Here is an 11,858-nt window from a genome sequence, read left to right as displayed (position 1 = left end):
CCGCAGAGATAGTCGCGGCCAGAACAATGAAGCCACTCCCGGTCACACCCGCAGCACCTTTTGAGGAGAGCAGGAGCACGACCAGCAGGGTTATCTGATGGAAAATATCCATATGACTGTTGGTGGCCTGAGCGATAAACACCGCCGCCATCGTCAGATAGATGGATGTCCCATCAAGGTTAAACGAGTACCCTGTGGGTATAACCAACCCGACAACCGACTTCCGACAGCCCAGTTTCTCCATTTTATCGAGCATACGCGGCAGTGCGGATTCAGATGAAGACGTACCCAGTACGATCAGCAGTTCTTCACGGATATAGCGGATGAATTTGAAGATGCTGAAGCCAGTCGCGCGAGCAATGGAACCCAGTACCAGAACCACAAACAGAATACAGGTGATGTAGAAGCAGATTATCAGCTGACCCAGTTGCACCAGCGTTCCGACGCCATATTTACCAATGGTAAAAGCCATGGCACCGAAAGCACCGATCGGCGCCAGGCGCATGATCATATTGATGATGCCAAAAATAACCTGCGAGAAGCTTTCAATTACGTTGAAAATCATCTGGCCTTTGCTGCCCAGACGATGCAAAGCAAAACCAAACATTACCGCAAACAGTAATACCTGCAGGATATTACCGCTGGCAAACGCGCCAATGACGCTCGCAGGGATAATGTCCATCAGGAAACCTACGATCCCCTGGTCTTTTGCCTGTTCGGCGTAAATCGCTACCGCTTTGGCATCCAGCGTTGCCGGATCGACGTTCATCCCGGCACCGGGTTGCACCACGTTGACGATGATGAGGCCGATGATCAGCGCAATCGTACTGACAATTTCAAAATAGAGCAGTGCAACCGCACCGGTGCGGCCTACTGCTTTCATACTTTCCATGCCTGCAATGCCGGTCACGACAGTACAGAAGATGACAGGTGCGATGACCATCTTGATGAGCTTAACGAAAGCATCACCAAGCGGCTTCATTTGGGCGCCTAATTCAGGGTAGTAATGGCCAAGGAGAATACCAATGGCAATTGCTGTCAGGACCTGAAAGTAAAGGCTTTTGAATATAGAGGTCTTCATAGGGTGTCCTTAAAGTAAAAACCACAGGTCTTGTAAGGTTTTGTTTAACCTGCGGCCTTAAAGTAACACCCACTCAACATGACAGAAATGCACCTGGATCATAATTGATACAAAAATGTTAAAAATTTTGAGCTGGCTCGCACAAGCGAGACCTTTTTTAACTTTTGTAATCAGCGCCTTCCGGTGCCAGATAGCGTTCTTCAAAGATATTTGCCGGAACCGGTCGGGCAAACAGGAAGCCTTGCGCCACTTCCACCCCTGCTTGTGATAACCATTCGCGTTGCGCTTCCGTTTCAACGCCTTCGGCGATCATCTGCAAGCTGAGACTGTGTGCCAATTGAATGATGGCGGAGATCATGCTGCAATCTTCGGGCACGCCATCGACAAACATCTTATCAATTTTGAGTACATCCACCGGTAGCGACTTCATATGCTGTAGCTGTCGCAGACCCGCATACCCCATGCCAAAATCGTCCAGCGCGATGCGCACGCCCGCGTTGCGCAGCGGTCGCAAAATGGCCACCGCGGCATTGGGATCGTCAATATGTCGGCTTTCAGTCACTTCGAGGATCAATGTGCCAGGCTTAATGCGATAGCGCGTTAACAACTCCAGCAGATCAGACACCATATTGGGGTGCATCAACTGGAGAGCGGATAAATTCACCGAGAGCGGCAGCATCAGACCGCGTTCTTGCCAGGCTGACAGCTGGCGGCATGTTTCTTCCAGCACCCAATAACCGACTGTCACCATCAGACCACAAGACTCAATTCTGTCGATTAACCCTTCTGGCAGCTCCCAGCTACCGTCCGACTGTTGCATCCGCAATAATGCTTCTGCGCTCAATACCTTGCCGCTGGACATTTCTACCTGGGGCTGCATCCAGAGCGCAAACTGCTGGTTATCCATGGCGGTTAAAATATCGTTCTCCTGGGTTAAACGCTGCTGCGCCTCTTCCATTTGCAACGGATCAAAGAACTGAATTTGGTTTTTACCCTTATGACGCGACGTTAACACGGCGGACAGGGCGCGGCGGTAGAGCTGCTCTGCAGTTAAATCACCATAAAACATCGCCACCCCGATGTTGCAGTTCGGACGTAGTTGAATGCCCTGAATCGGTAACCGCTCATTAACGATAGTGAGTACTTGCTGACCTAGTGTAATGGCATGCCAGGGCTCTTTTACACCATGCGCGATGATGGCGAAGTCATAGCCGCTCACCTGGGTAAGCACCATTCTGGGGGCCAATACGGATTTCAGTTTTTCGACTAACGTTAGCAGCAAGATTTCTCGCTGAGTTTCGGTTAACACGCCCGCGGTATCACGCAGGGTTTCACAGGTGACAATCATCAGCGCCGTCGTTTGCTGACGCGTCACCACCTGCTCCAGCAATCCCATTAAAAACGACTTGTTGGGCAATTCGGAAACCGGGAAGCGCATCGAATGGTCGCTTTGCTCTTCACTATGGCGTTTGATGAGCTGCTGATTGAGGTTGTAGCTACGCACCAGCATACCAATCTCATCATCCTGATGCAGACGTGGTAATGCCAGTTGATAGCCAATCAGATCCTGCTGTTGAATGTCGTTCAACTCACGAGCGATTTTGCGTAATGGATGCACAATCAAACGGTTAATACACCATGAGATGGCTACCGTGAGTATTAACGACAAAAGTAAGTAAATGGTCACTAACGTTGAGAGTGTGCTCATCACAAACTTGTACATGCGGTACGAATCCGCCTGCAGCACCAGATACGCCAGCGGTTGTGGGTTCGCTGAGCGCTCAAGTGAATAGACCGGCAGCGAAATTTGCACCGGAAGCTCAAACAGGCGGGTCACCGTAACGGGAACCGGGCGTTCGGGAATAAAACTCATCCGCAGCGCCTGAAACTGATTAGGCAGCACCACATCAGCGCGGCTGACCACGCCCGCTGGCCGAATGCTGCGTAAAATGGCTTCCGCTTCGGGAATATCCCCTTTCAAGATAGTGTCGGAAAGAGGTTCACGGACGGAGCGAGCGATACTTTCCAGTTGTGTAGCCGTGTTATAGCGGTTCTGCTGTACCAGATGGAACAACAAAACGGTGCAAAAAATGAAAACAAACACCATGACAACGGCCGCGACCATTGCCATCTGCTTAATTGTTAACGAGCGACTGACACGCAAACTGACTCTCCACGGATAGACGAAACTGCCGTCAGAGTATACCCGATCGTAGCGGTATTAAGAGAGACGGTATCTGAAAACTTCCCAGCGTGCATTATCGCGACAGGATAGGCACCTGACGACGAGATTTATCTGCATTTAAGCCGAAAAAGGCCGCAAGGTCACCCCTGCGGCCTGGTTCGGGCGCATATTGCCATCACGGCAGGCAGACGCCCAATAAGCGCATTACTTCCTGTTACGTAGCCAGCTCACAATCAGACTGGCAATAATACCAGCGATGATTGGAGCCGCTAAATCGTGCCAGAAGGCCACGCCTAACTGTACGAGCGTCATATAGCCGCCTGTGTTGCAATGGCAACTGTTCGCGGCTATCCTTAACTTGTCTGGAGTCAAGTTAGCCCCCGTTTTGTTGCCAGGTTTATACTGAACAACGTGCGGGGGTTTTCTCTTTCCAGCAACCGATGCCGCCGGGGATCAAGCCCCCGCAACATTGCGCCTCACCGGGAATTCCCGGCTTGCCGCTGATTCTACGGTAGCCCTTTCGCCATATCACCGCGCAATATTCCGCTCTGCGTAGCGCCTCGCATTTCACCCGTTTCTCGCCAGTACGCTGGAAAGATTCTTGCCAGTTGGCAACATTCCTGCCGACTATTAATTCAGGTAAATACATAACTCATTGATATCTATTAATTCATTTTCTGGCACAGCGATTGCTATTTGAGTGTGAGCTGTTCTGTTCCGAATTAAAGGAGATATCATGTCTGACTGTCGTACTTACAGATTCAACACCCAGATCGTTCACGCGGGGCAACAACCCGACCCTTCAACTGGCGCGCTCAGTACGCCTATTTTCCAGACTTCAACATTTGTATTTGACAGCGCCGAACAAGGTGCCGCCCGCTTTGCGCTTGAGGAGTCCGGGTACATTTATACTCGTTTGGGTAACCCCACCACCGATGCGCTGGAGAAAAAGCTGGCGGTGCTGGAAAGAGGTGAAGCCGGACTGGCAACCGCGTCCGGTATTTCTGCCATCACCACAACGCTGCTGACATTGTGTCAGCAGGGTGACCATATCGTTTCCGCCAGCGCAATTTACGGCTGCACCCACGCGTTTCTGTCGCACAGCATGCCGAAGTTCGGGATTAACGTCAGCTTTGTCGATGCGGCGAATCCTGAAGAAATTCGCGCCGCCATGCGCCCGGAAACCAAAGTGGTGTATATCGAAACGCCCGCCAACCCGACGCTCTCATTGGTTGATATTGAAACGGTGGCCGGTATTGCCCATCAGCAAGGCGCAGTGCTGGTGGTGGATAACACCTTTATGTCGCCGTACTGTCAGCAGCCTTTACAACTGGGCGCAGACATCGTGGTGCACAGCGTCACCAAATATATCAACGGTCACGGGGATGTGATTGGCGGCATTATCGTCGGCAAGCAGGAGTTTATTGACCAGGCGCGGTTTGTGGGGCTGAAAGATATCACCGGCGGCTGCATGAGTCCGTTCAACGCCTGGTTAACGCTGCGCGGCGTTAAAACGCTGGGCATTCGAATGGAGCGTCACTGCGAAAATGCGATGAAAATCGCCCGCTTCCTGGAAGGGCATCCATCCATCACCCACGTTTATTATCCCGGCCTCTCTTCACATCCGCAGTATGAGCTTGGCCAACGGCAGATGAGTCTGCCTGGAGGAATTATCAGCTTCGAAATCGCCGGCGGCCTCGAGGCTGGCAGACGGATGATCAATTCTGTAGAATTGTGCCTCCTCGCGGTCAGTCTCGGTGATACCGAAACCCTCATTCAGCACCCAGCGTCTATGACACATTCGCCCGTTGCGCCAGAGGAACGGCTTAAAGCAGGTATTACCGACGGGCTTATCCGTCTTTCTGTGGGTCTTGAAGATCCAGAAGATATTATTAACGACCTTGAACACGCCATCAGAAAGGCAACATTCTGACCACTACAGTCTGAACCGACGCCGATCGGTTCAGACTGTTGAGAATCAAGGCACAACAGTCTGGCTATACGCGCAATCCTTTTCCGGGGAGAGCGTGTATTTTGGGCAGGGGGTTCTATGCAGGACAACACATTACAATTAAGCAACAATACAGCAACCGCCGTACCAATCTCAAAAAAGATACCGTTTACGAAATACGATTTTGGCTGGGTATTACTCTGTATCGGCATGGCAATTGGCGCCGGAACAGTACTGATGCCGGTACAAATTGGCTTAACAGGTATTTGGGTATTTATTGTCGCCTTTATTATTGCTTATCCCGCAACTTATATTGTGCAGGACATTTATTTAAAAACATTATCAGAGAGTGAAACCTGTAATGACTATACCGATATTATAAGTCATTATCTGGGGAAAAACTGGGGCGTATTTCTTGGCGTCATCTATTTCCTGATGATTATTCACGGCATATTTATTTATTCCCTATCAGTAGTATTTGACAGTGCCTCTTATATCAAAACTTTTGGCTTGACCGAGGCCGACCTTTCGCAGTCAATAATCTACAAAGTAGCCATTTTTGCCGTGCTGGTCGCCATTGCATCCGGGGGAGAAAAGCTGCTGTTCAAAATCTCCGGTCCGATGGTAGTAGTAAAAGTGGGTATCATCATCGTGTTTGGTTTTGCGATGATCCCGCACTGGAACTTTAGCAATATCAGCGCGTTTCCTGAAGCCTCGGTTTTCTTTCGCAACGTGCTGTTGACCATCCCGTTCTGCTTCTTCTCAGCGGTGTTTATTCAGGTATTAAACCCAATGAACATCGCTTATCGCAAACGGGTGGCTGACCGGGTACTGGCGACGCGCATGGCGATTCGCACGCATCGCATCAGTTACATTACGCTGATTGCGGTTATTCTGTTTTTCTCCTTCTCTTTTACCTTTTCTATTAGCCATGAAGAGGCCGTTTCGGCCTTTGAGCAAAATATTTCCGCCCTGGCGCTGGCAGCGCAGGTTATTCCAGGACAAATTATTCATATCACCTCAACGGTACTGAATATCTTCGCCGTATTAACGGCGTTTTTTGGTATTTACCTGGGATTCCATGAGGCCATTAAGGGTATTATTCTTAACATCCTGAGTCGCGTCATTGACGTTGAGAAAATTAATCCGCTGGTGCTCACGCTGGGTATTTGCACATTTATTGTGATTACTCTGGTTATTTGGGTATCGTTCCGCGTATCGGTGCTGGTATTCTTCCAATTGGGGAGCCCACTGTACGGGATTGTGTCGTGTATTATTCCGTTTTTCCTGATCTATAAAGTGACGCAGTTAGAGAAATTGCGCGGTGTTAAAACCTGGCTGATTCTGCTGTACGGAATTCTGCTGTGCCTGTCGCCATTATTGAAGCTGATTGAATAACCCGTCTAACGCGCCGTCAGCCACTGGCGGCGCTTAACTCACACTCTCCAACTGATAGCTGCGAATTTTATTCAACACCGTGGTATGCGACACCCCCAACGCTTTAGCGATATGCCGCGACGACACATTATCTTCTACCATTTGTTCGATGAGTTGGCGCTCAGCACTAAGCACTTGTTCTTTAAAAGGGCGTTCCGTTGGGGCTTGTTCAACCGCAGGTAAATTCACCATTCCCAGTTCGTCCAGGGTAATGACATCCGATTCCGCCATCAGCATCAGACGAATAATGGTATTTTCCAGTTCACGAACGTTTCCCGGCCAGGCGTGATGATGCAAGGCCGCAAAACAGGCTTTATCCAGGATTATCCGGCGCTGGAACTCCTTCGCATACTTCTGCACAAAGTGGCGAATAAGCAGACTAATATCCTGCGGGCGCTCCCGTAAGGGAGGAATGGTGAGTGAAAGTACGTTGATCCGATAATAGAGATCGGCGCGCAACAGACGTTGTTCCACCATCTCTTCCAGATTAGCGTTGGTTGCCACAATAATACGTACATTAACCGGTATAATTTGTGCGCCGCCAACGCGACGAATCCCACCATCCTGAAGCACGCGCAGTAATTTAGCCTGTAAGCTCAGCGACATTTCACCAAACTCATCAAGAAAAAGGGTGCCTTTATCGGCCATTTCAAACAGCCCTTTTTTGCCTTTACAATCTGCGCCGCTAAAGGCTCCTTTCTCATAGCCAAAGAATTCACTCTCCATCAGCGACTCAGGCAATGCAGAGCAGTTGACCGGAATAAACGGATAAAACCGCCGCTTCCCGGAATTATGGATAGCCCGAGCCAGTAGCTCCTTGCCGGTTCCGGTGTCACCGCGGATCAGAACGGTATATTTGCTGTCGGCAATTCTGATCGCCTTTTCGATAAGCAAGCGCATGCTCTGGCTAGTGCAAATAATGTCAGAGAAATAGCGCGGGCGTTCCGGCTCGGACGTTGACAGTTCGCTTATCTCTTCACACAGGTAAGCGACATTAATAATATCGGCTCGCTGGCTCAAACACGTTTGCACGTAGGAAATATCCTGCAGCTGGCGGCACCAGGATTTAATCAGGATCCGTCCCGGTGTGACTTTCATTGAGATGATATTGATATCACAGCAGGAAAATTCCTTCAGGACATCCTCAACCATCGATAGTCGATCAATTGTTTTAATATCCCAGCGTATCGTGACCACATTTGCTCCTGATCGTTAGCAACTGCGAAATCGCTATTTCTGTGACAAAAGGGTATCTGACTACATTTTAGACGCTATGGAATAATGTTCTGCCAGAGGACTCACATTGTGGACGTAAAAACAAAATATAAAAAAACCGGAGCACAAGGCTCCGGTTATTAGGTCATAACCCACGTTTATCGCTGTGGGTTTTCATCCTGGTCCACGGCGAAACAGGCCACCAGTTGACCGCCATAATCTTTCAACTGCGGCTGAAGCTGGGTACACGGACCAAAACGACGGCGGCAGCGGGCGTTGAACGCGCAGCCCGGCGGCGGATTCAGCGGGCTTGGCAGCTCACCGGTCAGCTTGATACGTTCGCGGCGGTCGTCCGGATTCAGACGTGGCGTGGCTGAAAGTAGCGCCTGGGTATACGGATGACGCGGATTATTGAAGATCTGATCCTTGGTCCCTTTTTCCACACAGCGGCCTAAATACATCACCATCACTTCATCGGCAATGTGCTCCACCACCGACAGGTCGTGCGAGATAAAAACGTAGGACAGTCCAAGATCCTGTTGTAAATCCATCATCAGATTCAGGACCTGCGCACGCACCGAAACATCGAGCGCCGAGACCGGTTCGTCGGCTATCACCACGTCCGGGTCCAGCATCAGACCACGGGCAATGGCGATACGCTGACGCTGGCCGCCGGAGAACATATGCGGGTAACGATCGTAGTGCTCAGTTTTTAGCCCCACTTTCGCCATCATCGCCAGCGCTTTTTCACGCCGCTGCTCTTTGCTGAGCGTGGAGTTGATCAGCAACGGCTCTTCCAGAATCTGCCCCACTTTCTTACGGGGATTCAGGGAGCCGTACGGGTTCTGGAACACAATCTGGATTTTCTGCCGACGCAGCTTCTGCGCTTGCGGATCGTGCTTGAGCAGATCCTGCCCCTGGTAATACAACTCACCGCCAGTTGGAACTTCAATCATCGTCAACAGGCGGCCAAGCGTGGATTTTCCACAGCCGGACTCACCTACTACCGCCAGCGTTTTACCGCGTTCAAGAGTAAAGGAGACGCCGTCCAGCGCCTTCACCAGGCGCTCAGGGGAAAATAATCCCTTCTTTACCGGGTAGTGTTTTTTCAGATCGATCGCCTGCAACAGCGGCTGTTGCAAGGTGGCCTCATGCGTACTCATAGTGTGGGCCTCCCGGCATCATCAAGTGGGTAGTGGCATTTCGACTGACGACCGCCTTCCAGCAGATTCAGTTCAGGTTCTTCAGCGCGGCATTTGTCGGTTGCATACGGACAGCGCGGGTTCAGCAAACAGCCGTTCGGACGGTCATATTTACCTGGGACCACACCTGGCAACGAAGCCAGACGCGCTTTATCCTGCGCAAACTCCGGTAGCGCACGTAGCAATGCCTGGGTATACGGATGACGCGGCGCGCGGAAAATATCCTGCGCAGCGCCGGTTTCCACGACCTGCCCGGCGTACATCACGATGATTTTGTGTGCCGCTTCCGCCACCAGCGCCAGGTCGTGGGTAATCAAAACCAGCGCCATATTCTCTTTTTGCTGCAACTCCAGCAGCAGCTCAATGATCTGCGCCTGAATGGTCACGTCCAGCGCCGTCGTCGGTTCGTCGGCAATTAGCAGCTTCGGACGACAGGCAATCGCCATCGCGATCATCACGCGCTGGCTCATCCCACCGGACAACTGGTGCGGATACACGTCCAGACGCGAGGCCGGATCGGGGATCCCCACCAACGTCAGCAGGTCAATCGCCCGCTGAACGCGCGTTTTTTTATTGCCGCCCTGATGCACCTTGATGGCTTCCATAATCTGATAGCCGACGGTGTAGCACGGGTTAAGGCTGGTCATCGGATCCTGGAAAATCATCGCCACTTCTGCACCGACTAACTGACGACGCTCTTTCTCAGAGATGCGCTTCAGGTCACGACCGTTAAACTCCAGATTTTCGGCCATCACGCGGCCAGGGTAATCAATCAACCCCATAATCGCCAGCGAACTGACAGACTTACCAGAGCCGGATTCACCCACAATGCCAACCACTTCACCCTGGTTCACACTGTAGCTAATGCGGTCTACGGCGCGGAACTCGGAGCCTACGTCGCCGAAGTGCACCGATAATTTATCTACATTTAATAACGCCATCTCGAACCTCTTACTGCTTCAGTTTGGGATCGAGCGCGTCACGCAGACCGTCACCCATCAGGTTAAATGCCAGCACCGTCAGCAGGATCGCCAGCCCCGGGAAGGTCACGACCCACCAGGCGCTTTGGGCAAACTGCAGAACGTCAGAGAGCATGGTGCCCCATTCCGGCGTAGGCGGCTGTGCGCCCATCCCCAGAAAGCCGAGGGCAGCCATATCGAGAATGGCGTTAGAGAAACCAAGCGATGCCTGAACAATCAGCGGCGCAAGACAGTTAGGCAAAATATTGACGAACATCTGGCGCATCGCACCGGCACCCGCCACGCGCGAAGCAGTAACGTAGTCGCGGTTGACTTCCACCAGCACGGCGGCGCGCGTCAGACGCACATAGTGCGGTAACGCCACGAACGTCAGCGCCAACGCGGCGTTGCCAATCGAAGGACCAAATACCGCCACCAGCACCAGCGCCAGTAACAGGCTCGGCAGCGCCAGCATGATATCGACCACGCGCATGATGACGTTATCGATAATCCCGCCAAAATAACCGGCGACCAGCCCGAGAATTACGCCCATCAGCAGGGAGAGCACCACGACCAGACAGCCGACCAACAGCGACAGACGCGCGCCGTACATCAGACGCGACAGCACATCGCGGCCCACATCGTCAGTACCAAACAGGTGCGCCATCGTGCCGCCTTCCTGCCACGCAGGCGGCGCCAGCAGCGCATCACGGAACTGCTCAGCCGGATTATACGGGGCGAGAACATTCGCAAAGACCGCAATCAGAATCATGATGACAACATAAACCAGCCCGACAACCGCGCCTTTATTACGCTTGAAATAGTGCCAGAACTCCTGCATCGGGGTCATTGGCACCGGTGCGGCAATAACTTTATTTTCAGTAACCTGTGACATGATGGCCCCTTACTTCTTATGACGAATACGCGGGTTCACCACGCCGTACAGCAGGTCTACCAGCAGGTTGACGAGGATAATCATCGTCGCGACCAGCAGCACCCCGCCCTGCACCACCGGATAATCGCGGCGCTGTAACGCATCGATCAACCAGCGTCCCAGCCCAGGCCATGAGAAGATAGTCTCAGTCAGGATCGCCCCGGCCAGCAATGTCCCAACCTGCAGGCCGATAACGGTCACGACGGGCAGCATGGCGTTACGCAAAGCGTGAATAATGATGACGCGCATCCGGGTCAGACCTTTGGCACGGGCGGTACGAATGTAATCTTCACCCAGTACTTCCAGCATTGATGAACGAGTCATACGCACAATTACCGCCAGAGGAATGGTACCCAGCACCATCGCGGGCAGGATCATATGCGCCAGCGCATCAATAAAGTTACCCTCTTCGCCCCAGATGGCGGTATCTATCAGCATAAAACCGGTCAGCGGGTTGGAGTCATCAAGGAATACCATGTCGCTCACCCGGCCGGAAACCGGGGTCAGGTTTAACTGCACGGAAACCAGCATGATCAGCATCATGCCCCACCAGAAAATCGGCATAGAGTAACCGGTCAGCGCCAGGCCAACGGCGGTGTGATCGAAAATGGAGCCGCGCTTCACGGCAGCAAGTACCCCCACCGGAATACCTACTGCGACGGCGAAAATCATCGCGCAGACGCCGAGTTCCAGCGTGGCTTTAAAACGAGGCACGAACTCATCCCACACAGGTAAACGGCTTTTCAGCGAGATACCTAAGTCACCATGCATAACCCCCCAGATATAATGGAGGTACTGCTGCCACATCGGTTTATCCAAACCAAGTTCGGCCAGCAGTTGAGCATGACGCTCAGGGGAGATCCCACGCTCACCCGCCATGATCATTACCGGATC

10 protein-coding genes are annotated in these 11,858 nt (G+C 52.1%); 2 read left to right on the top strand and 8 right to left on the bottom strand.

Features of this window, described 5'->3' with window-relative positions:
- From KQJ18_RS16710 to KQJ18_RS16700, 3 genes are all read right to left on the bottom strand, one after another.
- The coding region (locus tag KQJ18_RS16710) for a dicarboxylate/amino acid:cation symporter (RefSeq protein ID WP_216422340.1) at positions 1-1,081 on the bottom strand (1,081 nt) is incomplete at its 3' end.
- A gap of 157 nt (positions 1,082-1,238) precedes the next feature.
- Entirely contained in the window at positions 1,239-3,245 is a 2,007-nt protein-coding gene (gene hmsP, locus KQJ18_RS16705) for a biofilm formation regulator HmsP (RefSeq protein ID WP_216422339.1), read from the bottom strand.
- A gap of 225 nt (positions 3,246-3,470) precedes the next feature.
- Positions 3,471-3,578 (bottom strand): type I toxin-antitoxin system toxin Ldr family protein, encoded by a 108-nt coding sequence (locus KQJ18_RS16700; RefSeq protein WP_038635136.1) that lies wholly within the window; start codon positions 3,576-3,578, stop codon positions 3,471-3,473.
- Between the two features lie 424 nt (positions 3,579-4,002).
- Between KQJ18_RS16700 and megL the strand changes: the two genes are divergently transcribed.
- Positions 4,003-5,199 (top strand): methionine gamma-lyase, encoded by a 1,197-nt coding sequence (gene megL / locus KQJ18_RS16695; RefSeq protein ID WP_087857184.1) that lies wholly within the window; start codon positions 4,003-4,005, stop codon positions 5,197-5,199.
- Positions 5,200-5,316: 117 nt separating this feature from the next.
- Positions 5,317-6,615 carry an aromatic amino acid transport family protein gene (locus KQJ18_RS16690; protein ID WP_038635139.1) on the top strand — a complete coding sequence of 433 codons (1,299 nt, stop codon included), beginning with the start codon at positions 5,317-5,319 and terminating at the stop codon, positions 6,613-6,615.
- 33 nt (positions 6,616-6,648) lie between these two features.
- Here the strand turns inward: KQJ18_RS16690 and KQJ18_RS16685 are convergent, their stop codons facing one another.
- The 5 genes from KQJ18_RS16685 to dppB all read right to left on the bottom strand — a co-directional run.
- Positions 6,649-7,851, bottom strand: a complete 1,203-nt coding sequence (locus tag KQJ18_RS16685; RefSeq protein WP_085049071.1) for a sigma 54-interacting transcriptional regulator — start codon at positions 7,849-7,851, stop codon at positions 6,649-6,651.
- Positions 7,852-8,027: 176 nt separating this feature from the next.
- On the bottom strand, positions 8,028-9,032 hold the full coding sequence (gene dppF / locus KQJ18_RS16680) for a dipeptide ABC transporter ATP-binding subunit DppF (RefSeq protein ID WP_038635143.1): 1,005 nt from the start codon (positions 9,030-9,032) through the stop codon (positions 8,028-8,030).
- Positions 9,029-10,012 carry a dipeptide ABC transporter ATP-binding protein gene (gene dppD, locus KQJ18_RS16675; RefSeq protein WP_087857187.1) on the bottom strand — a complete coding sequence of 328 codons (984 nt, stop codon included), beginning with the start codon at positions 10,010-10,012 and terminating at the stop codon, positions 9,029-9,031. Before dppD ends, dppF begins: the two co-directional genes overlap by 4 nt.
- Positions 10,013-10,022: 10 nt before the next feature.
- Positions 10,023-10,925 carry a dipeptide ABC transporter permease DppC gene (gene dppC / locus KQJ18_RS16670; RefSeq protein WP_038635146.1) on the bottom strand — a complete coding sequence of 301 codons (903 nt, stop codon included), beginning with the start codon at positions 10,923-10,925 and terminating at the stop codon, positions 10,023-10,025.
- A 9-nt stretch (positions 10,926-10,934) separates the two neighbouring features.
- On the bottom strand, positions 10,935-11,858 hold a 924-nt coding region (gene dppB, locus KQJ18_RS16665), incomplete at its 5' end, for a dipeptide ABC transporter permease DppB (RefSeq protein WP_216422338.1).

Source organism: Citrobacter sp. S55_ASV_140 (assembly GCF_018919505.1).
GTDB lineage: Bacteria > Pseudomonadota > Gammaproteobacteria > Enterobacterales > Enterobacteriaceae > Citrobacter > Citrobacter werkmanii.
This window is presented reverse-complemented; position numbering and strand designations above follow the sequence as displayed.

What these genes read in the sequence shown, in the direction of transcription:
- KQJ18_RS16700 (WP_038635136.1), bottom strand. Translation starts at nt 3,578, where the DNA reads ATGACGCTCGTACAGTTAGGCGTGGCCTTCTGGCACGATTTAGCGGCT.
- megL (WP_087857184.1), top strand. Translation starts at nt 4,003, where the DNA reads ATGTCTGACTGTCGTACTTACAGATTCAACACCCAGATCGTTCACGCG.
- KQJ18_RS16690 (WP_038635139.1), top strand. Translation starts at nt 5,317, where the DNA reads ATGCAGGACAACACATTACAATTAAGCAACAATACAGCAACCGCCGTA.
- dppF (WP_038635143.1), bottom strand. Translation starts at nt 9,032, where the DNA reads ATGAGTACGCATGAGGCCACCTTGCAACAGCCGCTGTTGCAGGCGATC.
- dppD (WP_087857187.1), bottom strand. Translation starts at nt 10,012, where the DNA reads ATGGCGTTATTAAATGTAGATAAATTATCGGTGCACTTCGGCGACGTA.
- dppC (WP_038635146.1), bottom strand. Translation starts at nt 10,925, where the DNA reads ATGTCACAGGTTACTGAAAATAAAGTTATTGCCGCACCGGTGCCAATG.